This window comes from Streptomyces sp. PTL18 (assembly GCF_059510295.1).
Genome location: NZ_JCAJZO010000005.1, coordinates 334,851 through 358,418, shown reverse-complemented (window position 1 = coordinate 358,418; position 23,568 = coordinate 334,851). Strand labels below are relative to the sequence as shown.

Sequence of the window (23,568 nt, the reverse complement as noted above, 5' to 3'; positions counted from 1 at the left end):
CCCGGGGGCGGTGGCCTTGTCAGCAGGCGGTCACCGGCGACGTGCGTAGCGGCGGACGGCGAGCGGCGCGAACACCGCGATCAGCACCGCGCACCAGGTGAGCGACCCGGTGACGGGATGCGCCACCGGCCAGGCGGCACCGTGTGGGACGGGAGCGTTCCCGAAGAGGTCACGCAAGGCCGTGGTGACCGCGCTGATCGGATTCCACTCGACCAGGGTGCGCAGCCAGCCGGGCATGCCGTCGGCGGGGATGTACGCGGTGGACAGCAGCGGCAGCACGAAGGTGGTGCTGGCCAGCTGGCCGGCCGCCTCCTCGTTCCGGGGCAGCAGCCCGAGGAGGATCCCGGCCCAGGTGCAGGCGAACCGGAACAGCAGCAACAGGCCGACCGCGCCCGCCGCCCGGGCCGCCGATCCCTCGACACGCCAGCCCACCGCGAGGCCGACCAGCAGCAGCGGCACCATGCCGACCGCCGAGACGACCAGGTCCGCGACGGCCTGCCCGAACGGCACGGCCGCCCGGCTCACCGGCAGCGTGCGCAGGCGGTCCATCACGCCCCGGTGCGCGTCCTGGGAGGCCTGGAGCATCCCCGTGGTCATCCCGCCCGCGGCTGTGGCCGCCAGCAGCCCCGGGACCAGGAAGGACCGGTACTGCCCGCCGGGCATCGCGACCGCGCTGCCGAAGACGTATCCGAAGAACAGCAGCATGGTGATCGGCATCGTCTGCGTGAGGACCACCAGGCCCGGGTTGTTGCGGATCCGCTGCAGCTGCCGTCCCAGCATCGCGGTGCCGTCGTACGCCAGTGTGCTCATGCCGCGAGCTCCTTGCTGTCGGTGAGGCGGAGGAAGACGTCGTCGAGGGTCGGCGGCCTCAGGCTCGCGTCGAGCAGCGGCACGTCCGCCGTGTCGAGTGCGCGCACCAGGCGGGGGAGGGTGAGCGTCGGATCCCGGGTGACGGCGCCGACGGTGCCCCGCTCGTGGTCCAGCGACGGCTCGGCCCCGGTCAGCCGGTCGAGGACGCCCGCCGCCTTCTCGATGAGGTCCGTGTTCATGACGACGACCTCGGCGTACACGCCGACGAGCGCCTTGAGCTCGGCCGGCGAGCCGGTGTGCGCGACGCGTCCCCGGTCCACCAGGGCGATGCTGTCGGCGAGTCGGTCGGCCTCCTCCAGATACTGCGTGGTGAGCAGCACCGTCGTGCCCTCGGCGGTGAGAGCGCGCACGGCGTCCCAGATGCGGTTGCGGCTGGCGGGGTCCAGGCCCGTGGTGGGCTCGTCCAGGAAGAGCACGTCGGGGCGGCGCACCAGGCTCGCCGCCAGGTCCAGCCGCCGCCGCATGCCGCCCGAGTAGCCGGACGCCGGCCGGTCGGCGGCCTCGGCGAGCCCGAACCGCTCCAGCAGCTCGTCGGCCCGCGCCGCCGCGTCCCGGACCCGGTGCAGCCGGGCGAACAACCGCAGGTTCTGCCGACCGGTCAGGTCCCCGTCGACCGACGTGGCCTGGCCGGTCACGCCGATCCTTCGGCGTACGGCCGCGGGCTCGCGCACCAGGTCGTGCCCCGCCACCCGCGCCGACCCGGCGTCCGGGCGCAGCAGTGTGGTCAGCAGCCGTACGGCGGTCGTCTTGCCCGCCCCGTTCGGCCCCAGCACCCCGCAGACCGTCCCCTCGGGGACGGCGAGGTCGAGGCCGCGCAGCGCGTGCACCTGCCCGAAGCGCTTCTCCAACCCCTCACTTAGTACAGCGTACGTAGTAGTCATGGGTCGACCATAGCGCACTACGTACGCCGTACGTAACTACGATGGTGGGCGAGGTGATGAACGATGGCGGGCCGAGCGGCCGAACCCCATGTGATCTGGGCGCGCCCCGAGCGCGCGGGCCGCGGACCGAAACCCGCGTACACCCGGTCCGACATCGCGGCCGCCGCGGTGCGCGTCGCCGACGCCGAGGGCCTGGACGCGGTCTCGATGCGACGCGTCGCCGCCGAACTGGGCTGCGGCACGATGTCGCTGTACAACTACGTCCCCCGCAAGGAGGACCTGTACGAGCTGATGATGGACGCCGTCGGCGGTGAGCACGAGCTGTGGGAGCCGTCGGGCGACTGGCGCGCCGACATGCTGCACATGGCCCACCAGGCCCGCGCCCTCATGCACCGGCACCCCTGGCTGCCGCGCCTGATCTCCGGCCACTACGGCTTCAGTCCCAGCGCGCTGCGCTACCTCGAGCACTGTCTGCGCTCCCTGGAACCGCTCGAGGCGAGTGCCGGGACGAAGCTGGAGCTCATCGCGATGGTGAACGGCGTGGTGACGACGGCCGTCGCCAACGAGCTCTCCACGGCGGAGCGTGCCCGCACCCTGCCGTGGTCGGCGGAACAGGAGCAGGAGGTCCGCATGGCCTACCTGGGCGGACAGCTCGCGACCGGCGCCTATCCGCGCCTGGCGGCGGCCCTGACGCAGGCCGCCGGGCAGGTCGACCTGGACGAGGTGTTCCAGCGGGTGGTGGAACGGGTGCTCGACGCCTTCGAACCCAGGCCCTAGGGTCGGACGCTAGACCAGCGCGAACTGCCCCTCGGGGCCCTCCTCGTGGTGGTCCAGGACGGAGGCCGGGCGGCGCGCCGACTCCGGGACCGGCAGCAGCCCCGCCTCGCGCAGTTCGGTGGCCGTGACGGGCGCCGCGACGCTCAACTGCGCCTGCCGCGACCGTACTTCCGTCAGCAGGGTCAGGACCGTGATGAGTTCCAGCAGCTCCGACGTCCAGGTCTGCGGCCAGGTCGCCGGGCGGATCGCCGTCAGCGCGCCGGGCTCCCCCTCCGCCGTACGGACCGCGAACCACTGCTCCAGCACCCGGACGCCGGCCACCTCGAAGTCCCAGGCCTGCGGCGGAACCGGCGCGATGCGGCCCCCGTCGAGATGCAGGCTCTCCTCGTCACGGTCGTAGTGGAGGGCCAGGGGCCGGGTGGGGAGCGGGGCACGGACATAGGGGCGGCGCCCGCCCGGGAGTTTCGGGCGTTCCCCGTCGCGGCGCATCAGCCACATCATGCGCCGGCCCACCTCGACCCCGTCGGACCACACGTCCGGGTCGGAGGTGAGCGGGACGGCCGGTCCGTCGGGCCCGGGACGTGCCGTCGCCATGGCCCAGGCGAGGACGTCCTCGGGAGCGGGGGAGCGGCCGAGGCGGGACGTCAGGTGCTCCAGCAGGCCGGGGGCGAGGTTGGGCTCCTCGGCGCCCGGGCGACGGTACAGCGGGCGGATGCGGCCGGCCCGGAGCAGCGGCAGCAGGGACGTCGCGACCAGGAGGGGGCCGCCGGAGTCCGTGGCCGTCTCCACGGCGAAGATCTGGTGCGTATCCGCCACCCGCCACAGCTCCGGCCGGGCGGTGTCGATCAGGCGGTGGTCGGGGATCAGCCACTGTTCGTCGAAGGGGGCGCAGAGCACACGTACCGGCTCCGAACAGGGGCCCGACGCGCGTGACAGCTTCTCCGTGCCGCTGGTCTGGCCCGGCAGCCGGGCGACCGCCGAGTGCAGGCTGCGCGAGCGCGTCGGCTCGAACAGGGCCTCCCGCCCGGGGCCGTCGGCCTTCATGAGCGCGTCCCAGCGGGCCCTGAGGGATGCCGCGTCGGGCGCCGAGGGCCAGGCGCGGCCCGGCCGCAGCGGTGCGACGGACCACGGCATGAGGTCCGCGAGCAGCGGAGCGTCGTCGTGCGTCACGCTGGGCATCGTACGACGCCTTCAGGTGGCCTCGAGGGTGACCGTGAAGGAGAAACGGTCCCCCCGGTAGTGGATGACGGCCACGTCCAGGGCGCGCCCGTCGCTGTCGTAGGTCACCCCCGTGTAGTGCAGGATCGGGCTGAGCAGGGGGATTCGGAGCAGTTGAGCGGTCTCCGGGTCGGCGAGCCGGGCCTCCACGGTGTCCGTGATGCGGCTGATGTCCGCGCCCACGACGTCGCGCAGCACCTTGGTCATCGGCCAGCGCACCAGGTCCTCCAGGGCGATGCGCTCGGCCAGTTCCGGGCGGACGTAGTTGCGGGCGTGGTTGGTCGGCTCGCCCGTCTTCTCGTCACTGCGCAGCCGGTGGTACGTCGCCACCTCGGCCAGATCCGGGAAGTGGTCGGCGAGCTCGCCCGGCACCGGGCGCCCGCCGTGGTCGAGCAGTTCCGTCGTCATACCGGACTGCTGGGCGACGATCGCGTCCACCGAGCCCAGCAGCCGCACCGGGGCACCCCTTCGCGCGCTGGGCTCGATGAACGTGCCGCGCCGGCGGTGGCGCGTGATCAGCCCCTCGTCCTCCAGCTCCTTCAACGCCTGCCGCATGGTCAGCACGCTGACCCCGTAGTGCCCCGCCAACTGCTCCTCGGTGGGCAGTCGCAGCGGGTCCCCGGGCGAGCGGCCGAGTATCGAGGCACGCAGCGACTGCGACACCTGGTACCAGAGCGGCAGCTTGCGGTTCAGGACGATCGAGTCGGGCGCGAAGGAGGTCACGGGCCATCCGTACCGGTAGGGAATGCTCAGTGCAAGGGCCGGAAGTGGCGTTCGAGGCCCTGCCACACGTCGTCGTACCCGCGTTGCAGGTGCTCGGCCCGTGCCGCCTGCGGTGTGAGCGTCACCGGCCACCGCGTCTCGAACATGAACGCCAGCCCGTCGTCGATCCTCTGCGGCCTGAGTTCCGCGGCGCTCGCCTTCTCGAACGTCTCGCGGTCCGGACCGTGCGCCGACATCATGTTGTGCAGCGAGCCGCCGCCCGGCACGAAGCCCTCCGCCTTCGCGTCGTAGGCGCCCTCGACCAGGCCCATGTACTCGCTCATCACGTTCCGGTGGAAGTAGGGCGGCCGGAACGTGTCCTCGCCCACCAGCCAGCGCGGCGCGAACACCACGAAGTCGACGCCCGCCAGACCAGGGGTGTCGGAGGGGGACGTCAGCACCGTGAAGATGGACGGATCCGGGTGGTCGTAGGAGATGCTCCCGATCACATTGAAACGGCGCAGGTCGTAGATGTACGGCACATGGTTGCCGTGCCAGGCGACCACGTCGAGCGGTGAGTGGTCGTAGGTGGCCGTCCAGAGGCTGCCGCAGAACTTGTTCACCACCTCCACCGGACCCTCGACGTCCTCGTACGCGGCGACCGGCGCCCGGAAGTCCCGGGGGTTCGCGAGGCCGTTGGCGCCGATCGGGCCGAGGTCGGGGAGGCGGAAGGACGCCCCGTAGTTCTCGCACACATAGCCGCGCGCTGACTCATCCAGCAGCTCCACACGGAAGCGCACCCCACGCGGGATCAGAGCGACCTGGGCGGGCTCCACATGAAGCAGCCCGAACTCGGTGTGCAGCAGCAGTCCTCCGCGCTCCGGGACGATCAGCAGTTCGCCGTCCGCGTCGCTGAAGACCCGCTCCATGGAGGTGTTGGCGTGGTACAGGTGCACGGCCATGCCGGTGCGCTGGGTGGCGTCGCCGTTGCCGCCGAGGGTCCACAGGCCGGCCAGGAAGTCCGTCGCGGGCCCGGGCTCGGGCAGCGGGTTCCACCGCAGCCGGTTCGGGTCGGGCGCCGTCTCGGTGAAGGGCGCCGTGCGGATCGTGCCGTTGTCCGTGCGGGTGAACGCCGGGTGAGCCGCCGAGGGACGGATGCGGTACAGCCACGAGCGGCGGTTGTGCGCCCGCGGCTCGGTGAAGGCCGTACCGCTCAGCTGCTCCGCGTACAGCCCGAGCGGGGCGCGCTGCGGCGAGTTGCGGCCCTCGGGCAGGGCGCCCGGGACCGCCTCGGAGCTGTGCTCGTTGCCGAACCCGGAGAGATACGACAGTCCCTCCGCGGTCTTCCTCGCGTCCCCGCTCATCACCGCTCCCTCGTCGCTGATTCCTATGCATCACCGTAGGATTCGGCGGGCGGGTGCGCAAGGGGGGAGGGGCGGGGCGGAGACAGTGGGGCGGGTGGAGGCCGAGTGCGACCACCGGGGGACACGAGAACCCGACTTCAGGGGGATCCTGCCGGCCGGAGGGCGCAATACGCTCTCCGGCATGTCGTGGACGCGCGGACTGCTCGTCGCGCTCGCGGTGGGTGCCCTGCTCGGCGGCTCGGCAGGCTGCGCCTCCAGCGAGGCGCACGAGCGCAGGGGCGGGGTGTCGGCCTCGCCGGTGGGCAAGGTGCTGGACGGCACGGACGAGGAAGGGCGGCACTACCGCGAGATCGACAAGAAGGACGCGCCCCAGGTGGCGATCGAGGTGCAGCCGGCCCCCGGCGGCACCTGGGACGTGCGGCTGACGCTCCGCCACTTCCGCTTCACGCCCCCGGGTGTGCGCCCGGTGGCCGTGGCGGGCCACGGCACGGCCCGGGTCTACCTGGACGGCCGGGCCCTGACCCGGTTGCGCACGCCCGACTACCGCCTGCCCGGCCGGCTGGTCCCGCGCGGCACGCACCACGTCACGGCCCGGCTGTACGCGGACGACCGGACGGTGTGGGCGGTGCACGGCAAGCCGGTGGAGAGCACGGCGGACATCACGGCCTCCGGGACGGAGGGGGCGGGGGCGCCGGGGCGTTCGGCCTCCGGGGCGGCGGTGACGGGGCGTGCGTCGTCCGCGGCGGAGGGGGCGCCGGGCCCGCCGTCCGGCGCGAAGCGGACACCGAGCCCTGGGCGCACGAGATGAACCCCGCGCACATCCGATGAGTGCAAAGGCCACCGATTCCCGTACACAGGGACGAGGTTCACCTGCAACCGGCGGAAAGGCATGATGAAGCCCGTGCCCCACGCGACATCGCTGCGCCGCGCGCCCGTCCAGCGCCGTAGCGCCGAACGACTGACCAGAATCCTCGACGCCTGCGCCGACCTGCTCGACGAGGTCGGTTACGACGCCCTCAGCACCCGGACCGTGGCCCTGCGCGCCGGCGTCCCGATAGGCTCCGTCTACCGCTTCTTCGGCAACAAGCGGGCCATGGTCGACGCCCTGGCCGAACGCAACCTGGAGCGCTACACCTTGCGCGTCACCCACCGCCTGGCGGAGACGGGCGGCGAGGGCGGCTGGCGCACCGCCATGGACGCCATGCTCGACGAGTACCTGGACATGAAGCGCACGGCACCCGGGTTCTCCCTCGTCGACTTCGGCAACCAGATCCCCGTCGGCGCCCGCGACACCGAGCCGAACCACCGCGTCGCCGACCGCCTGACCGAACTGCTGTCGGCGTACCTCGGCCGAGAACCGGACGAGGCCCTGCGCCGCACGCTGCTGGTCGCGGTGGAAACCGCGGACACCCTGGTCCACCTGTCCTTCCGGGTGTCCCCGGAGGGGGACGAGAAGATCATCGCGGAGATGCGTGAGCTGCTGCGGGCGTATCTGGGCAGGGCGCTGGACTGACCCCCGTGTGGTGGGCGTCACCGTGCGGCCCGGGGGCTCCCCAGCATGCATACCGGTCGGTATGCTCACCTCGTTCGTGCGTCATCGCCGTCGCCGCCCACCGGGAGGACCCGTGTCCCGCACCGCCCTGCGTATCTGCCCCCTCTGCGAGGCCACCTGCGGGCTGACGCTCACCATCGAGGGCACCCGGGTCACCGGTGCCCGCGGCGACCGGGAGGACGTCTTCAGCAAGGGGTTCGTCTGCCCGAAGGGTGCCTCGTTCGGGGCCGCAGACTCCGACCCGGACCGGCTGCACGGGCCCCTCGTGCGCCGGGACGGGGAGTTGCGCGAGGCCACCTGGGAGGAGGCGTTCGACGCCGTCGCCGCAGGGCTGCGGCCGGTCGTCGAGCGGTACGGGCCGCACGCCGTCGGTGTCGTCCTCGGCAACCCCAACGTGCACACGATGGCCGGCGGTCTCTACCCGCCCGTCCTGCTCGCCGGACTCGGCACCCGCAGCGTCTTCACCGCCTCCACGCTGGACCAGATGCCCAAGCACGTCTCCAGCGGGCTGCTCTACGGCGACGCGAACGCCATACCCGTCCCCGACCTCGACCGGACCGACCACCTGCTGCTCATCGGCGCCAACCCCCTGGAATCCAACGGGAGTCTGTGCACCGCCCCCGACTTCCCCGGCCGACTCAAGGCCCTCAAGGCCCGCGGCGGCACCCTCACCGTGATCGACCCGCGCCGCACCCGCACCGCCCGGCTCGCCGACCGGCATGTCGCGATCCGCCCCGGCACCGACGCGCTGCTGCTCGCCGCGATGGCGTACGTCCTGTTCGAGGAGGAGCTGGTCGGCCTCGGGGACCTCGCCCCGCACGTCCAGGGAGTCGAGGAACTGAACGCGGCCCTGGGTGACTTCACCCCCGAGGCCGCAGCGGCGGCCTGCGACGTCGACGCCGGCACCATCCGCACCCTCGCCCGGGAGCTCGCCGCCGCCCCCACCGCCGCCGTATACGGCCGCATCGGCAGCTGCACCGTCCCGCACGGCACCCTCGCCAGCTGGCTCGTCGACGTCCTCAACGTCCTCACCGGCAACCTCGACCGTCCCGGCGGTGCCCTCTTCCCGCTGTCGGCCACCGACAGGACGCCCCGGCCCGCCGGGCCCGGCCGAGGGTTCGCGCTCGGCCGCTGGCACTCACGGGTGCGCCGGCACCCCGAGGCCAAGGGCGAGCTGCCGATCTCCGCGCTCGCCGAGGAGATCGACACCGCCACCGACGAGGGCAGCCCGATCCGCGCCGTCATCGCGATCGCCGCCAACCCCGTGCTCTCCGCCCCGGACGGCGACCGCCTCGACAAGGCGCTCGGCTCGCTCGACTTCATGGTCAGTGTCGACCCCTACCTCAACGAGACCTCGCGCCACGCGCATGTCGTCCTGCCGCCGCCCCCGCCCTCCCAGGCGCCGCACTTCGACTTCGCCTTCAACACCCTCGCCGTGCGCAACCAGGTCCGCTACACCCGCGCCGCCGTCCCCCTGGAGCCCGGCCGCATGGCCGAGACCGAGATCCTCGCCCGGCTGATCCTGGCTGCGACGGGCATGCAGGGCGCCGACCCGTCCGCCGTGGACGACCTCGTCATCGGCCAGACCCTCGGCAAGGCCGTCACCGAGGCCCACTCGCCCGTCCACGGCCGGGACCCCGAGGAGCTCGCCGCGCAGCTCGGCGGCGACAGCGGCCCCGAGCGACGGCTCGACCTGATGCTGCGCCTCGGCCCGTACGGCGACGGGTTCGGCGCCAGGCCCGACGGGCTCACCCTCGAAGGACTGCTCGCGCACCCGCACGGCATCGACCTCGGCCCCCTCGAGCCCCGTCTGCCGCAGCCGCTGAAGACCGTCAGCGGCAAGGTCGAGCTGCTGCCGGGACCCCTCGCGGACGACCTGCCGCGCCTGAAGCAGGCACTGAGCGAGCGCCCCGACGGGCTCGTCCTCGTCGGCCGGCGCCACCTGCGGTCCAACAACAGCTGGCTGCACAACGTGCCCGCCCTCACCGGCGGCTCCAACCGCTGCACCCTGCACATCCACCCGGAGGACGCCGAGCGGCTCGGACTCCTGGACGGTGCGCCCGTGCGGGTCAGGGGTGCCGGAGGGGCGGTCACCGCGCCCGTCGAGATCACCGACGGCATCCGGCCCGGTGTCGTCAGCCTTCCGCACGGCTGGGGCCACCACCGGCCCGGTACCCGGATGGGTCACGCCGCCCTCGACCCCGGCGTCAACGTCAACCAGCTCCTCGACGGCAGTCTGCTCGACCCGCTGTCGGGCAACGCGGTGCTCAACGGCGTGCCCGTCGAACTCGCCCCGCTCACCGCACGCCGCTGACCTCGTATTCCGTGCGTCGGGTTCTGCCTCGGCGTCGGGCGGCCGCTGTCCGTGACGACCCTCGTACAGACCGCCTCCGAGGACGCCCGCTCCACCGTCCTCGCCCTGCGGCTGACCGGCAACCGTGACGGCCGGGCCGCCGCGCCCGCCGCCGCGGGACCGGTGGCCCGAGTGGCTGGCGTGACGGCGCCGTTCGTGATGCCGGGCGCGCTGCTGCTCGCCGCCGGGGCCGCCCTGCGCTCACCCGCCCCGTCCGGAGGAACAGGACGGCCCGTCGTCCTCGGCGGCGTCCACCGCCACGGCGCCCCCGACCGGCACCCGCAGCGGCACCGACGGCGGGCCGAAACCGAGCAGTCGCTTTCTCATCCGGCGAGACCGGACACCGGATCACGTCAGGAGTCTTCCCCCGAGCGCATGCCGTCCGTTAACTTCCGTGACCCACAGTCCCGTACGACCCGCACGGGACACCGGACCGCGCAGCACCAGCGGTCCCGTAGCCCCGGAAGCCGCCATGACTCGTGCCATTTCCCTGCGCCAGGTCAGCAAGTCGTACACGCGGGGCGTCCGCGTGGTGGACCGTCTGTCGCTGGACATCCGCCCCGGCGAGTTCCTCGTCCTGCTCGGCCCGTCGGGATGCGGCAAATCGACCGTCCTGAGAATGATCGCCGGGCTCGAGGAGGCGACGGAGGGAGAGATACGGCTCGACGGCGAGTACGCCAACCACCTGACTCCCTCCGAGCGGAACATCGCGATGGTCTTCCAGAACTTCGCGCTCTATCCGAACATGACCAGCCGCGACAACATCGGCTTCCCGCTGCGCATCGAGAGCCCCGGCGAGGACCCCGGTCTGCGGATCGAGTCGACGGCCCGCATGCTCGGCATCGAGGACCTGCTCGACCGCTTTCCCGCCGAGCTCTCCGGTGGCGAACGACAGCGCGTCGCCATGGGCCGCGCGATCGCCCGCCACCCGTCCGCCTTCCTGATGGACGAACCGCTGTCCAACCTCGACGCCAAGCTCCGCAACCACCTGCGCGCCGAGATCTCCCACCTCACCGGGGAGCTGGGCGTCACCACCGTGTACGTCACCCATGACCAGGCCGAGGCCATGTCGCTCGGCGACCGTGTCGCCGTGATGCGCGGCGGGGTCCTGCAGCAGCTCGCCGCCCCGCGCGACGTCTACGGGCTGCCGGAGAACGTCTTCGTCGCCGCCTTCATCGGCACGCCGCGCATCAACCTGCTGCGCGGGCTCGTCCGAGCCCCGCTCGGCGGCACGATGTCGATCAGCCTCGGCCGCCAGTGGCTGACGCTGCCCCACCCTCTCAGCGCCGACCACCAGATGCTGCGGGTGCAGCAGGGCCGCGAGGTGATCGTCGGGCTGCGTTCGGAGGCGGTGCGCATCGCGTCGCCCGCCGCCGCGCGCCCCGGGGAGGTACCGATCACCGGGCAGGTCAGGCACCTGGAGTTCCAGGGACACGAGGTCCTGGTCCACTTCGACACGGGATCGAGCCCCGCCGTCGTACCGGAACTGGAAGCGGCGCGCCCGGGCCGGCCCACCCGGCGCCGCCGCCGTGAGGGAACCGTCCTGGAGCGGCTGCGGGAGCGCGCCGCCACCCTGCGGTCGGGACAGCCGGTGGCCGTCCTGGACGACCCCGCGGGTACGGACGCCGACCCCTTCGCGCCGACGGCCGAGACGGGCCGCCTCTTCGGGGACCTCGTCGTCCGTACGACCCCCGATCTCCGGCTGAGCCACGGCATGCAGGTTCCGCTTCTGGTCGATCTGGCCCACCTCTTCGTCTTCGACCAGCACGGTCAGCGCGTGTGCCCGGCGCCGGCCCGTCTGCCCGACCTGGAGGAGTGAGAGGGGACGCCCGGCTCCCGGAGCCCCCTGGCGCCGCAAAACTAACATCGCTAGTTTGGTGGCGATCGCCAGCGTGGGCGCGAAGACGCCGCCCGGCCCGGGAGGAAGACCATGAAGCCACATGACGGCATGTACATCGACGGTGCCTGGCGCCGCGCCGTCGGCGCGGACACCATCGAGGTCGTGAATCCGGTCGACGAACAGGTCATCGGCCGGGTACCGGCAGGCACCGCCGAGGACGTCGACGCCGCCGTACGTGCCGCCGGCCAGGCCCTCCCGGCCTGGGGCGCCACCGAGCCGGCCGAGCGTGCCGCCCGGCTCACCGCCCTGCGTGACGTGCTCGTCGCCCGCAAGGACGAGATGGCCGAGACCGTCACGGCCGAGCTGGGCTCCCCGCTGCCGCTCTCGCAGACGGTGCACGTGGGTCTGCCGATCGCGGTCGCCGGCTCCTACGCGGAGCTCGCCGCGACCCACTCCTTCGAGGAGAAGGTCGGCAACTCCACCGTCCACCGGGAACCGGTCGGTGTGGTGGGCGCCATCACCCCCTGGAACTACCCCCTCCACCAGATCGTCGCCAAGGTCGCTCCGGCGCTGGCGGCGGGCTGCACGGTCGTCCTGAAGCCCGCCGAGGACACCCCGCTGACCGCCCAGCTCTTCGCCGAGGCCGTCCACGAGGCGGGCCTGCCGGCCGGGGTGTTCAACCTGGTCACCGGTTACGGCCCGGTCGCGGGCCAGGCCCTCGCCGAGCACCCGGGCGTCGACCTGGTCTCCTTCACCGGCTCCACGGCGGTCGGCCGCCGGATCGGCGCGACGGCGGGAGCGGCCGTCAAGAGGGTCGCCCTCGAACTGGGCGGCAAGTCCGCGAACGTCATCCTGCCGAGTGCCGACCTCGCCAAGGCGGTCAACGTGGGCGTCGCGAACGTCATGTCCAACTCGGGCCAGACCTGCAGCGCCTGGACGCGGATGCTGGTGCACCGGGAGCGGTACGAGGAGGCGGTCGAACTCGCCGCCGCCGCAGCCGCGAAGTACGGCGACCGCATCGGCCCGGTGGTGAACGCCAAGCAGCAGGCACGGGTGCGCGGTTACATCGAGAAGGGTGTCGCGGAGGGCGCGCGGCTGGTCGCGGGCGGCCCGGAAGCCCCGCGCGAGCGCGGCTACTTCGTGCGGCCCACCGTCTTCGCCGACGTGGCACCCGAGATGACGATCGCGCAGGAGGAGATCTTCGGCCCGGTGCTGGTGATCCTCCCCTACGAGGACGAGGAGGACGCCGTGCGGATCGCGAACGGCACGGTGTACGGGCTCGCCGGTGCCGTGTGGGCGGGCGACGACATGGAGGCGGTCGCGTTCGCACGGCGGCTGCAGACCGGGCAGGTCGACATCAACGGCGGACGCTTCAACCCCCTCGCGCCCTTCGGCGGCTACAAGCAGTCGGGGGTCGGCCGCGAGCTGGGCGCCCATGGCCTAGCCGAGTACCTCCAGACCAAGTCCCTCCAGTTCCGGGAGCGTTGAGTCAGATGGTCCGTGCCGCTGTCCTGCCCGCCGTCGGTGCTCCCCTGGAGGTCACCGCCATCGAGCTCCCGGAGCCCGGCCCCGGCCGGGTCCGGGTCCGGCTGGCCGCAGCCGGGGTCTGCCACTCCGACCTGTCCCTGTCCAACGGCACCATGCGGGTGCCGGTCCCCGCGGTGCTGGGCCACGAGGGCGCCGGCACGGTGGTGTCGGTGGGGGAGGGCGTCACCCATGTCGCGCCGGGTGACGGCGTGGTCCTCAACTGGGCACCGTCCTGCGGGACGTGCCACGCCTGCGCGCGCGGCGAGGTGTGGCTGTGCGCGAACGCGCTCGCCGGCGCCGCCGACATCCACGCCCGCCGTGCCGACGACGGCACGGACCTGCACCCCGGCCTGAACGTGGCCGCGTTCGCGGAGGAGACCGTGGTCGCGGCGTCCTGCGTGCTGCCGGCACCGGACGGTGTGCCGCTGACCGACGCCGCCCTGCTGGGCTGCGCCGTGCTCACCGGGTACGGGGCCGTGCACCATGCGGCGCGGGTGCGGCCCGGGGAGACGGTCGCCGTGTTCGGCGTCGGCGGGGTGGGCCTCGCCGCGCTCCAGTCGGCCCGGATCGCGGGTGCCGCTCGGATCGTCGCGGTGGACGTGTCCCCCGCGAAGGAGGAACTGGCCCGGCGGGCGGGTGCCACCGACTTCGTGCTCGCCTCCGACGCCACTCCCCGCGAGATCCGCGGCCTCACCGACAAGCAGGGCGTCGACGTGGCCGTGGAGTGCGTGGGCCGCGCGGTCACCATCCGCGCGGCCTGGGAGTCCACCCGGCGTGGCGGGCGGACGACGGTCGTCGGCATCGGCGGTAAGGACCAGCAGGTGACGTTCAACGCCCTGGAGATCTTCCACTGGGGCCGCACCCTCTCCGGCTGCGTCTACGGCAACTCGGACCCGGCGAGGGACCTGCCGGTCCTGGCGGACCATGTCCGGGCGGGGCGTCTGGACCTGGGCGCGCTGGTGACGGAACGGATCGCGCTGGAGGGGATCCCGGCCGCCTTCGACACCATGGTGGCGGGCAAGGGCGGCCGGGCGCTGGTGGTGTTCTAGGATTCGGCGGCCGGGACCTGCTCGGGGGTGGCGGGCTGCGACGGGGCCGGGGCCCTCCTGCGGGGCCGCGACCGCGACACCGCCACCCCGGCCAGGCACAGCGCACCACCGCCGAGCGTCAGCAGCCCCGGGACCTCGCCGAGGAACAGCCAGGACATCAGGACGACCAGCGCGGGCACGGCGTACGTCGTCGCGCCCATGCGGCCGGCTGTCGTACGGGCCAGGGCGTAGGCCCAGGTGGTGAAGGCGAGGGCGGTCGGGAACACGCCCAGATAGACCATGTTGAGCGTCGCGGACACCGGCGCACGAGCCGCGTCGTGGACCAGCTGCCCGGCGAACGGCAGACAGGCGGCCGCGCCCACCAGGCATCCGAAGGTCGTCGCCTGCAGCGCTCCGGCCGTCCCCAGCGCGGGCTTCTGGGCGACCACCCCGGCCGCGTAGGCGACCGCGGCGAGCAGGCAGAGCACCACCCCGAGCAGCGAGGAACCGCCGCCACCCGACATCGACAGGCCGACGGTCACGGCGCCGACGAACGACACCGCCATTCCGGCGACGAGCCGCGGCGGCATGGCGTCGCCGAGCAGCCGCGCACTGAGCAGCGCGATCAGAATCGGCCCGATGTTCACCACAAGGGCGGCGGTCCCGGCGTCCACCTGCTGCTCGCCCCAGTTCAGGACCACCATGTAGACGCCGAACCACAGCAGTCCCGATATGGCGATCCCGCGCCACGCCGAACGCGGCGGCAACCGCTCACCCCGCAGGAGACAGATCACCCCCAGCGTCATGGATCCGGCCAGCAGCCGTCCGAGCGCGAGCGCGCCCGGCGAGTAGGCGGCGCCCGCGCTGCGGATCGACACGAAGGCGGAGGCCCACAGCACGACGGTGACGACGGCCGCGCCCGCGGCCGGACGAGAGGGGGAGGCGTGCATCATGCTCCAGAGGCTGGGAGGGAAGAAGGCGGCGGGGTCAACGAGTTCCGGATGGGACGTGGGGGCTCAGCGCAGCACGGCCGGCTCGATCCCGAGCAGCTCGCACAGACTGCGCTCGCCCTCCGCGGTGACCTTCACGGCCCGCTCGGAGCCGATGCGCACGCACCAGCCCGCGTCCAGGACGTGACGGCACAGGGCGGCGCCCGCGACCCCCGCGAGATGAGGGCGCCGCTCGGTCCAGTCGAGACAGGAGCGGGCCAGCGGACGGCGCCCCTTGCGGTCGAGGCCGATCCCGAGAGCGCCGAACCACTCCAGGCCCGGGTCGGTCAGCGCGAACCCCGTGTCCTGACGCAACAGCCCACGGGCGGTCAATGCCTCGGTGACGACGGTGCCGAGCCTGCCGGCGAGGTGGTCGTAGCAGGTGCGGCCGCGTGCCATCGCGGACCCGGCGCTCGCCTCCCGCAGTGTGCGCGGGCCTCGTACCCCCGCGTCGGGGACGACCTGGGCGGCCAGGTCCTCCACCAGCTGGGCGACCCGCGTGTCGGCCAGCCGCACGTACCGGTGCCGTCCCTGCCGTTCCTCGGCGAGCAGACCGCCCGCGACGAGCTTGCCCAGGTGTTCGCTCAGCGTCGAGGCCGCGACACCCGCGTGCCGCGCCAGCTCACCGGCCGTCCATGCCCGGCCGTCGAGCAGCGCCAGCAGGCAGGCGGACCGTGTCTCGTCGGCGATCAGCCCGGCGAGCCCGGCGGCTCCGGCATCGTTGCGCCTCGTCATGCGTCCAGCATGGGACACGGACGCTTCGGCGCCCACCGAAGCATGCCGGGCACGCCCAGCTGTTCTACGTCGGGCGCCTCACCCGCTCGTACTGCTGCTCCAGCCCGTCCAGCAGCGCGGCGAGGCCGGTCTCGAAGGCCCGCTCGTCGATCTTCTCCTGCTGCTCGGCGAGCAGATGGGCCTGTCCGAGATGGGGGTAGTCGGCCGGGTCGTACGCCGCCGCGTCGTCGACGAAGCCGCCCGCGAACGACCCGAGCGCGGATCCCATGACGAAGTAGCGCATCAACGCGCCGATGGAGGTGGCCTGTGCGGGCGGCCAGTCCGCGTCGACCATCGCGCCGTACACGGCGTCCGCGAGGCGCAGCCCGGCGGGGCGGCGGCCGGGACCGCGGGCCATGACCGGCACGATGTTCGGATGCTCGCGCAGCGCGGCCCGGTAGGAGACGGCCCAGTCGTGCAGCGCGGTCCGCCAGTTCCGTCCGTCCTCGAACATCGACAGGTCGACCTGGGCACTCACCGAGTCGGCGACGGCCTCCAGGATCTCGTCCTTCGTACGGAAGTGGTTGTAGAGGGACGGCCCGCTGACACCGAGTTCGGCGGCGAGCCGGCGCGTGGAGACGGCCGCGAGGCCCTCCGCGTCCACCAGCGCCCGCGCCACCTCGACGATGCGGTCGGTGCTCAGGAGGGGCTTGCGCGGTCGTGCCATGGCGCACATAGTAGGGCTGCCACTCGAAACTAGCAGTGCTAATTTAAATGTGCCCTTTTCAATGACCTGCCGCAGGGGTGATGTGTCGTGAACCTGGAGCTCGGCGAGGAGCAGTCGGCCGTGCGACGGCTGGCCGAGGAGTTCGTGGACCGGGAGATCGCCCCGCACGTCGTCGCGTGGGACCGGGCCGAGGAGGTGGACCGCTCGATCGTCAGGAAGCTGGGCGAGGTCGGGTTCCTCGGGCTCACCATCGACGAGGAGTACGGCGGGTCGGGCGGCGACCACCTCGCGTACTGCCTGGTCACCGAGGAACTCGGCCGCGGTGACTCGTCCGTGCGCGGCATCGTCTCCGTCTCCCTCGGCCTGGTGGCCAAGACGATCGCCGCCTGGGGGAGCGAGGAGCACAAGCGGCGCTGGCTGCCCGGACTGACCTCGGGCGAGCTGGTCGGCTGCTTCGGCCTCACCGAGCCGGGCACCGGATCCGACGCGGGCAACCTGACGACGCGGGCCGTGCGCGACGGCGACGACTACGTGATCAACGGCACCAAGATGTTCATCACCAACGGCACCTGGGCCGATGTGGTGCTGCTGTTCGCCCGCTCGACGGACGCTCCCGGCCACAAGGGCGTCTCCGCCTTCCTGGTGCCGGCCGACACCCCCGGCCTGACCCGCCGCCCGATCCACGGCAAGCTCGGCCTGCGCGGCCAGGCGACCGCCGAACTGGTCCTTCAGGACGTCCGCGTCCCCGCGTCCGCGATGCTGGCGCCCGAGGGCAAGGGTTTCTCCGTCGCCATGTCCGCGCTCGCCAAGGGCCGGATGTCGGTGGCGGCGGGCTGTGTCGGCATAGCCCGCGCCGCGCTGGAGGCGGCGGTGCGGTACGCCGGCGAGCGCGAACAGTTCGGCCGGACCATCGCCCACCACCAGCTCGTCCAGGAACTCATCAGCGACATCGCCGTCGACGTGGACGCGGCCAGGCTGCTGACGTGGCGGGTCGCCGACCTCATCGACCGCGGGCTGCCCTTCGCCGTCGAGTCCTCCAAGGCCAAGCTCTTCGCCTCCGAGGCCGCCGTCCGCGCCGCGAACAACGCCCTCCAGGTCTTCGGCGGCTACGGCTACATCGACGAGTACCCCGCGGGCAAACTCCTGCGCGACGCCCGCGTGATGACCCTCTACGAGGGCACCAGCCAGATCCAGAAACTCCTCATCGGACGCGCGCTCACCGGGGTTTCGGCGTTCTGACCCCGCCGCGGGCGCGCGGGGCAGGGGTGCCCGCGGCGGCCGGACGAGCGGGAGGCGCGGCCCCGTGGCCCGGCTCGTCGGCCGGTGCCCTCGGTCCGGGGGGCGGTGCGGGGTGGGAGCCGGGCGGTTGAGTACCCGGGTGAGTACCCCGACGGATGTCGCCGGCGCCCCCGTCGCCGACCCTGGTGGGCATGAGTGAGACTCCGGTCGGACAGCAGAGCACGGCCGCCTTCCACGGGCAGGCCGTCGCGTCCTTCGCCATCGCCCTGGTGGCCACCGCGGTCGGTATCCTCCGGCTGCACGCCGACGCCTGGGTGCGGGCCTTCCTCGGGATCGCCGTCCTCTACCTCGTGACCTCCGCCTTCACCCTCGCCGAGGTGATCAGGGACCGCCAGGAGGCCGGGCAGATCGTCAGCCGCGTCGACCAGGCCAGGCTGGAGAGGATGCTCGCCGAGCACGACCCCTTCGAAAAGCTCTGAGCGGGCTCCCTAAGCGACCGCTCACCTTCAGAGGTATGGTATTCGTCCTGCCAGTGGAAGGGGCGAACGAATGAGTGCGGCGGAGGAGACACCCGGCGGCGAGGTGGAGCCGTGGACCGAGGTGACCCCGGACGCGGCCCGGCGGTTGCTGATCGCCGCCGTGGAGGCCTTCGCCGAGCGCGGCTACCACGCCACGACCACCCGTGACATCGCGGGCCGCGCCGGCATGAGCCCGGCCGCGCTCTACATCCACTACAAGACCAAGGAAGAGCTGCTCCACCGCATCAGCCGGATCGGTCACGACAAGGCCCTGGAGATCCTGCGTACGGCCGCCCGGCGCGAGGGCAGCGCGACCGAGCGGCTCGCCGACGCCGTGAGCTCCTTCGTCCGCTGGCACGCGGGGCGGCGCACCACGGCCCGGGTCGTGCAGTACGAGTTGGACGCCCTCGGCCCTCAGGCCCGAGCGGAGATCGTCGCGCTGCGCCGCCAGGTCGACGCCGAGGTGCAGGGGATCATCGAGGACGGCGTGGCGGCCGGTGAGTTCGACGTGATCGACGTCAAGGGCACCACCCTCGCCGTGCTCTCGCTCTGCATCGACGTCGCCCGCTGGTTCACCATCGACGGCCCCCGCACCCCCGACGAGGTCGGCGCGCTCTACGCCGACCTGGTCCTGCGGATGGTGGGGGCGGGCAAGTAGCCGGCCTGCCGGGGCGGCTCAGAAGTAGTACCGCGACACCGACTCCGCGACGCACACCGGCTTGTCGCCGCCCTCGCGCTCCACGGCGAAGCCGATGGTCACCTGCACTCCGCCCTCGACCTCGTCGACCCCGTTGAGCGTCGCGGTGGCGCGCAGCCGGGAGCCGACCGGTACGGGGGCGGGGAAGCGGACCTTGTTGGTGCCGTAGTTGACGCCCATCTTCACGCCCTCCACCCGGATCAGCTGCGGGCCGAAGAGCGGCAGCAGCGACAGTGTGAGGTAGCCGTGCGCGATGGTCGTGCCGAAGGGCCCCTGGGCCGCCTTCTCCGGGTCCACATGGATCCACTGGTGATCACCCGTGGCGTCCGCGAACAGGTCGATCCGCTTCTGGTCGACCTCCAGCCAGTCGGTGTACCCCAGCTGCTCGCCCACCGCCGCCTTCAGCTCGTCGGCGGACGTGAAGATCCTCGGCTCTGCCATGTTCCCGGCCTCTCGCGTCACGAAGTCACCATACCTAAGCAACTGCTTAGCATGGTCGGCCGCGGGGCCGGTGTCAACGGACCCGAAGGGTGACGAGGTGGGTAGTCTCTGCCGGATGCCCAAGATTCCGGAGAAGATCCACGAGCTGACCGTCGGCCAGTTGTCCGCCCGCAGTGGCGCGGCCACCCAGTCGGGTTCACGCCTGCTGGTGGAACGCCGCAGGCGATAGCCGCCGGAGGCGCGGGCGGTCGTGTCCGCCCTCAGGGGCGGTACCGGTGGGCGCCGGGGATCCCGTACGCCCGTATCGCCTCAAGCGTCGTCGTGACGAGCGTCGGCGACAACGTGTCCTGCCCGCAGGGCGTTTTGGGGTGAATGTTCACATCCGTTAGCCCGCGGAGACGGCGGGGGTCGCTGCTGACCGCTGACAAAGGGGGGTGCGGCATCCCCCGGCGCACCCCCACGATCACGGTCCTAGGCCGACACCAGCAAGCGCGTGCGCCTGGTCCGTGCCAGGGCCTCGGGTGTCAGCACCGGCGCCGGCACCAGGATGCCGCAGTCCGTGCAGACCGGGCCCGAGGACGGCTCATGGGCCAGGCCGTCTCCCCAGATCAGGCACTCCCCGGCGCACACCGGGCAGGACGATCCCGGCTCCCGCTCCAGCGCGGCGATGATCCGGCGCAGCACCTCCGCCAGTGGTTCCCGGGGGTGGACCCGCGGGTCGTCGCACCACGCGACCCCGAAACCGCCCCACGTCAGCCGGTGCCAGTCGTCCACACTCCCCGGCCGGCGCAGCCCGTCGTGCTTCTCCTTCCTGCGGCGCTCCGTGAACTCGGCCTCGTAGGCGAACCACACGGACCGGGCCTCCTCCAGTTCCTCCAGCGCGGCCACGAGCCGCGCCGGATCGGGGGAGCGGTCCTCCGGGCCGAACCCGGCCCGGGAGCACAGATGGTCCCATGTCGCCCGATGTCCGTAGGGGGCGAACTTCTCCAGGCACTTGCGCAGTGAGTAGCGCCGCAGTGCCAGATCGCACCTCGGATCACGGACCTGTCTCGCCAGACTCCGGAAACCGGCCATCGCCCTGCACCTCCGTCACACCTGCACCTGTACTTCGGTCACTTCGGCGTCGTCGTACGGATTTCGCGCGACGTCGCCGAGTAGACGTATCGACACGCGATTCGGCTCCATCGGATTTCCGATGACTTCCATAAGCCACCTGCCGGACGGTTGAAAAACTGACGCATGTTCATCTTCAATCGCGGGGATACCGGCGGTAACGTCCGCCCGCCCCCACCCCCGTCGGGAGGAGCTGCCATGCCACGGCGCACCCCACGCACCGCCCTCGACAGACTGAGAACTCCTCGCAGGTCTCCCAAGTTCCTCAAGGCCGCGTCGATATGCGTCCTCCTCGCGGGGCTCTTGTCCCCGACCGCCGCGGTCACCGCGCAGGCGGCCACGAACACCGCGCAGTCGACCGCGTCCAACGACTACTGCGGCGGCCAGTGCTCGGACATCCTTCCGCCCGGTGAGAACGGCAACGCGACCCTGGCCCAGATCCTGCTCAACCAGGTTTTCGGCACCCAGCCCGGCCATGCCGAGGACCAACTCGGCCCGTACGCCGACCTGGCCAACGGCTACTCCACGCTCACCGACGCGAAGATCAACACCTTCTTCAACGACGCCTCGTTCGGCGTCCCGTCCGACCAGGTCGCCTCCACCGAGAAGCCCGCGGGCCGCGGCGACGTGACCATCGTCCGCGACAAGAGGACGGGCGTCCCGCACATCACCGGTACCACCAGGTACGGCACCGAGTTCGGCGCCGGGTATGCCGCGGCTGAGGACCGGCTGTGGCTCATGGACGTCTTCCGGCACGTCGGCCGCGGACAACTGACCTCCTTCGCGGGCGGCGCCGCCTCCAACCAGGGCCTCGAGCAGGAGTTCTGGCGCAACGCGCCCTACACCGAGGCCGACCTCCAGGCGCAGATCGACAACGCGGTGGCCGCCGCCGGTGACCGCGGCAAGCAGGCCCTCGCCGACGTGAACGCCTATCTGGCCGGCGTCAACGCCTACATCGACGCCTCCGACTCCGGCCGCTACTTCCCCGGCGAGTACGTCCTGACCGGCCACAAGAACGCCATCACCAACGCCGGCACCATCGAGCACTTCAAGGTCACCGACCTGGTCGCGCTCGCCTCCGTCATCGGCGCGCTGTTCGGCTCCGGTGGGGGCGGCGAGGTCAACAACGCGATCTCCCTGCTCGCCGCCCAGTCCAAGTACGGCGTGGAGGAGGGCACCAAGGTCTGGGAGTCCTTCCGCGAGCGCAACGACCCCGAGGCCGTCCTCACCGTCCACAACGGCGAGAGCTTCCCGTACGAGTCCAGGCCCGCCGGCCCGCAGGGCGAGGCGCTGCCCGACGCCGGTTCCGTCACCCAGGAACCGCTCGTCTACGACCGCACCGGCAGCGCGGCGGGCTCCAGCGCCACCAGCGCGTCCGCCACCGCCGCGAAGACGGCCCTGACCTCCGCCAGGCGCGGCATGTCCAACGCCCTCGTGGTCAGCGGAAAGTACACCGCCAGCGGTCACCCCGTCGCCGTCTTCGGCCCGCAGACCGGCTACTTCGCCCCCCAGCTCCTCATGCTCCAGGAGATCCAGGGCCCGGGCATCAGCGCCCGCGGGGCCTCCTTCGCGGGTCTGAGCATGTACGTCGAACTGGGCCGCGGCCAGGACTACTCGTGGAGCGCCACCACCTCCGGCCAGGACATCATCGACACCTACGCGGTGGAGCTGTGCCAGGACGACTACCACTACCTGTACCACGGCACCTGCACGGCCATGGACAAGGTCGAACAGAAGAACTCCTGGTCGCCCACGACCGCCGACTCGACCCCGGCCGGCTCCTACACCATGCGGGTGTACCGCACCAAGTACGGACCCGTGGAGTACCGCGCCACGGTCGGCGGCAAGAAGGTCGCCTACACCACCCTGCGCTCGTCCTACCTGCACGAGGCCGACTCGATCATCGGCTTCCAGATGCTCAACGACCCCGACTACGTCAAGGGGCCGAAGGACTTCCAGAGCGCGGCCCAGCACATCAACTACACCTTCAACTGGTTCTACGCCGACTCACAGCACACCGCGTACTACAACAGCGGCGACAACCCGGTGCGGGCGAGCGGCGTCGACGCCGAGTTCCCGGTGTGGGCGCGGGAGGCCTACGAGTGGCGGAACTGGGACCCGGCGACGAACACGTCCGACTACACGCCGCCGTCCCAGCACCCCAACTCCGTCGACCAGGACTACTACATCTCCTGGAACAACAAGCAGGCCGAGGACTACACGGCCGCGCCCTGGGGTGAAGGCTCGGTCCACCGCGGCAACCTGCTCGAGGACCGGGTGAAGAAGCTGGTCGCGGCCGGTGGGGTGACCAGGTCGTCGCTGGCGAAGGCCATGGCCGACGCGGCCCTCGCCGATCTGCGTGCCGAGGACGTGGTGCCCAAACTGCTGAAGGTCATGGGCAGCTCGCCGGTGACGGACTCCACCGTGGCGGCGGCGATGGGCAAGCTACAGACCTGGGTGTCGGCGGGCGCCAAGCGCACCGAGACCTCAGCCGGTTCGAAGACGTATGCCGACGCCGACGCGATCCGCATCCTGGACGCCTGGTGGCCGCTGCTGGTGAAGGCGGAGTTCCAGCCCGGTCTCGGCAGCGACCTGTACACGGCCTTCGGCAACAACCTGCCGATCGACGAGTCCCCGTCGGCTGCGCACGGGCCGACCGGATCGCACGCCGGAAGCTCCTTCCAGTACGGCTGGTGGAGCTATGTCGACAAGGACATCCGGGCGGTGCTCGGTGAGTCGGTGCGGGGCCCGCTGGCGCAGAAGTACTGCGGCGGCGGCAGCCTGAGCGCCTGCCGCGACATCCTGATCGGCACGCTGAAGCAGGCCGCAGGCATGACGGCGGCCCAGGTGTACCCGGGCGACGACCAGTGTTCGGCCGGTGACCAGTGGTGCGCCGACTCGATCGTCCAGCGCACCCTCGGCGGCATCAAGCACGGCAGGATCAGCTGGCAGAACCGGCCGACGTTCCAGCAGGTGGTGGAGTACACCTCGCACCGGTAGGCCGGGCAGGCGACGAGC

The 23,568-nt window shown here is 72.2% G+C and carries 22 protein-coding genes and 2 pseudogenes; 13 read left to right on the top strand and 11 right to left on the bottom strand.

The genetic code is table 11. The annotated features are described in order from the left end of the window. Nucleotides 1–30: 30 nt before the first annotated feature. Both AC5WS8_RS12805 and AC5WS8_RS12800 read right to left on the bottom strand, forming a co-directional pair. Complete coding sequence (locus AC5WS8_RS12805; RefSeq protein WP_496103454.1) at nucleotides 31–810, bottom strand: ABC transporter permease; 780 nt, start codon at nucleotides 808–810, stop codon at nucleotides 31–33. Beyond that, complete coding sequence (locus AC5WS8_RS12800) at nucleotides 807–1,751, bottom strand: ATP-binding cassette domain-containing protein (protein ID WP_496103453.1); 945 nt, start codon at nucleotides 1,749–1,751, stop codon at nucleotides 807–809. Before AC5WS8_RS12800 ends, AC5WS8_RS12805 begins: the two co-directional genes overlap by 4 nt. A 63-nt stretch (nucleotides 1,752–1,814) precedes the next feature. On the opposite strand from AC5WS8_RS12800, the gene AC5WS8_RS12795 reads away from it, so the two are divergent. Continuing rightward, complete coding sequence (locus AC5WS8_RS12795) at nucleotides 1,815–2,528, top strand: TetR/AcrR family transcriptional regulator C-terminal domain-containing protein (RefSeq protein WP_496103452.1); 714 nt, start codon at nucleotides 1,815–1,817, stop codon at nucleotides 2,526–2,528. 9 nt (nucleotides 2,529–2,537) lie between these two features. Here AC5WS8_RS12795 and AC5WS8_RS12790 read toward each other — a convergent pair whose 3' ends face one another. Genes AC5WS8_RS12790 through hmgA form a run of 3 tightly spaced genes read right to left on the bottom strand, consistent with a single transcriptional unit; the run spans nucleotide 2,538 to nucleotide 5,812 of the window. Further along, nucleotides 2,538–3,707 carry a type ISP restriction/modification enzyme gene (locus AC5WS8_RS12790; RefSeq protein ID WP_496103451.1) on the bottom strand — a complete coding sequence of 390 codons (1,170 nt, stop codon included), beginning with the start codon at nucleotides 3,705–3,707 and terminating at the stop codon, nucleotides 2,538–2,540. Nucleotides 3,708–3,719: 12 nt separating this feature from the next. Continuing rightward, nucleotides 3,720–4,469 carry a GntR family transcriptional regulator gene (locus AC5WS8_RS12785; protein ID WP_496103450.1) on the bottom strand — a complete coding sequence of 250 codons (750 nt, stop codon included), beginning with the start codon at nucleotides 4,467–4,469 and terminating at the stop codon, nucleotides 3,720–3,722. A 26-nt stretch (nucleotides 4,470–4,495) separates the two neighbouring features. Next, a complete protein-coding gene (gene hmgA, locus AC5WS8_RS12780; RefSeq protein ID WP_496103449.1) occupies nucleotides 4,496–5,812 on the bottom strand; it encodes a homogentisate 1,2-dioxygenase in 1,317 nt (438 codons plus the stop codon). 181 nt (nucleotides 5,813–5,993) lie between these two features. Between hmgA and AC5WS8_RS12775 the strand changes: the two genes are divergently transcribed. From AC5WS8_RS12775 to AC5WS8_RS12760, 4 genes and pseudogenes are all read left to right on the top strand, one after another. Then, nucleotides 5,994–6,620 carry a nuclear transport factor 2 family protein gene (locus AC5WS8_RS12775; RefSeq protein WP_496103448.1) on the top strand — a complete coding sequence of 209 codons (627 nt, stop codon included), beginning with the start codon at nucleotides 5,994–5,996 and terminating at the stop codon, nucleotides 6,618–6,620. Nucleotides 6,621–6,704: 84 nt separating this feature from the next. Then, the gene (locus AC5WS8_RS12770) at nucleotides 6,705–7,325 is read left to right on the top strand and encodes a TetR/AcrR family transcriptional regulator (protein WP_496103537.1); all 621 of its coding nucleotides are present in this window, start codon (nucleotides 6,705–6,707) and stop codon (nucleotides 7,323–7,325) included. 112 nt (nucleotides 7,326–7,437) lie between these two features. Then, complete coding sequence (locus tag AC5WS8_RS12765) at nucleotides 7,438–9,678, top strand: molybdopterin oxidoreductase family protein (RefSeq protein WP_496103447.1); 2,241 nt, start codon at nucleotides 7,438–7,440, stop codon at nucleotides 9,676–9,678. A gap of 15 nt (nucleotides 9,679–9,693) precedes the next feature. After that, nucleotides 9,694–9,951, top strand: a pseudogene (locus AC5WS8_RS12760) (MFS transporter); the annotation flags it as partial. Here AC5WS8_RS12760 and AC5WS8_RS12755 read toward each other — a convergent pair. After that, nucleotides 9,919–10,044: a hypothetical protein gene (locus AC5WS8_RS12755; protein WP_496103446.1), complete on the bottom strand. Its 126-nt coding sequence runs from the start codon at nucleotides 10,042–10,044 to the stop codon at nucleotides 9,919–9,921. The pseudogene AC5WS8_RS12760 and the gene AC5WS8_RS12755 overlap by 33 nt on opposite strands. Before the next feature lie 145 nt (nucleotides 10,045–10,189). Here AC5WS8_RS12755 and AC5WS8_RS12750 point away from each other — a divergent pair, with 145 nt between their 5' ends. From AC5WS8_RS12750 to AC5WS8_RS12740, 3 genes are all read left to right on the top strand, one after another. Further along, the gene (locus tag AC5WS8_RS12750) at nucleotides 10,190–11,536 is read left to right on the top strand and encodes an ABC transporter ATP-binding protein (RefSeq protein ID WP_496103445.1); all 1,347 of its coding nucleotides are present in this window, start codon (nucleotides 10,190–10,192) and stop codon (nucleotides 11,534–11,536) included. A 111-nt stretch (nucleotides 11,537–11,647) separates the two neighbouring features. Further along, nucleotides 11,648–13,045, top strand: coding sequence for an aldehyde dehydrogenase family protein (locus AC5WS8_RS12745; RefSeq protein ID WP_496103444.1), 1,398 nt, complete (start codon nucleotides 11,648–11,650; stop codon nucleotides 13,043–13,045). 5 nt (nucleotides 13,046–13,050) lie between these two features. Further along, nucleotides 13,051–14,133, top strand: coding sequence for a Zn-dependent alcohol dehydrogenase (locus AC5WS8_RS12740; RefSeq protein ID WP_496103443.1), 1,083 nt, complete (start codon nucleotides 13,051–13,053; stop codon nucleotides 14,131–14,133). Here AC5WS8_RS12740 and AC5WS8_RS12735 read toward each other — a convergent pair. The 3 genes from AC5WS8_RS12735 to AC5WS8_RS12725 all read right to left on the bottom strand — a co-directional run bounded on the left by AC5WS8_RS12735 (nucleotide 14,130) and on the right by AC5WS8_RS12725 (nucleotide 16,542). Next, complete coding sequence (locus AC5WS8_RS12735) at nucleotides 14,130–15,062, bottom strand: DMT family transporter (protein ID WP_496103536.1); 933 nt, start codon at nucleotides 15,060–15,062, stop codon at nucleotides 14,130–14,132. The genes AC5WS8_RS12740 and AC5WS8_RS12735 overlap by 4 nt on opposite strands. 66 nt (nucleotides 15,063–15,128) lie before the next feature. Continuing rightward, a complete protein-coding gene (locus AC5WS8_RS12730; RefSeq protein WP_496103442.1) occupies nucleotides 15,129–15,836 on the bottom strand; it encodes an ArsR/SmtB family transcription factor in 708 nt (235 codons plus the stop codon). A gap of 64 nt (nucleotides 15,837–15,900) precedes the next feature. Further along, nucleotides 15,901–16,542: a TetR/AcrR family transcriptional regulator gene (locus AC5WS8_RS12725; protein WP_496103441.1), complete on the bottom strand. Its 642-nt coding sequence runs from the start codon at nucleotides 16,540–16,542 to the stop codon at nucleotides 15,901–15,903. Nucleotides 16,543–16,629: 87 nt separating this feature from the next. Here AC5WS8_RS12725 and AC5WS8_RS12720 point away from each other — a divergent pair, with 87 nt between their 5' ends. From AC5WS8_RS12720 to AC5WS8_RS12710, 3 genes are all read left to right on the top strand, one after another. Beyond that, on the top strand, nucleotides 16,630–17,781 hold the full coding sequence (locus AC5WS8_RS12720) for an acyl-CoA dehydrogenase family protein (RefSeq protein ID WP_496103440.1): 1,152 nt from the start codon (nucleotides 16,630–16,632) through the stop codon (nucleotides 17,779–17,781). 191 nt (nucleotides 17,782–17,972) lie between these two features. Beyond that, nucleotides 17,973–18,260 carry a YiaA/YiaB family inner membrane protein gene (locus tag AC5WS8_RS12715; protein ID WP_496103439.1) on the top strand — a complete coding sequence of 96 codons (288 nt, stop codon included), beginning with the start codon at nucleotides 17,973–17,975 and terminating at the stop codon, nucleotides 18,258–18,260. Between the two features lie 70 nt (nucleotides 18,261–18,330). Next, on the top strand, nucleotides 18,331–18,957 hold the full coding sequence (locus AC5WS8_RS12710) for a TetR/AcrR family transcriptional regulator (RefSeq protein WP_496103438.1): 627 nt from the start codon (nucleotides 18,331–18,333) through the stop codon (nucleotides 18,955–18,957). Nucleotides 18,958–18,975: 18 nt separating this feature from the next. On the opposite strand, the gene AC5WS8_RS12705 is transcribed toward AC5WS8_RS12710, so the two are convergent. Further along, entirely contained in the window at nucleotides 18,976–19,437 is a 462-nt protein-coding gene (locus AC5WS8_RS12705; RefSeq protein WP_496103535.1) for a MaoC family dehydratase, read from the bottom strand. Nucleotides 19,438–19,507: 70 nt separating this feature from the next. On the opposite strand from AC5WS8_RS12705, the pseudogene AC5WS8_RS12700 reads away from it, so the two are divergent. Then, a pseudogene (locus AC5WS8_RS12700) lies at nucleotides 19,508–19,630 on the top strand (redox-sensitive transcriptional activator SoxR); the annotation flags it as partial. A gap of 278 nt (nucleotides 19,631–19,908) precedes the next feature. On the opposite strand, the gene AC5WS8_RS12695 reads toward AC5WS8_RS12700, so the two are convergent. Further along, complete coding sequence (locus AC5WS8_RS12695) at nucleotides 19,909–20,511, bottom strand: hypothetical protein (protein WP_496103437.1); 603 nt, start codon at nucleotides 20,509–20,511, stop codon at nucleotides 19,909–19,911. 237 nt (nucleotides 20,512–20,748) lie between these two features. On the opposite strand from AC5WS8_RS12695, the gene AC5WS8_RS12690 reads away from it, so the two are divergent. Next, entirely contained in the window at nucleotides 20,749–23,550 is a 2,802-nt protein-coding gene (locus AC5WS8_RS12690; RefSeq protein WP_496103436.1) for a penicillin acylase family protein, read from the top strand. Nucleotides 23,551–23,568 lie beyond the last annotated feature (18 nt).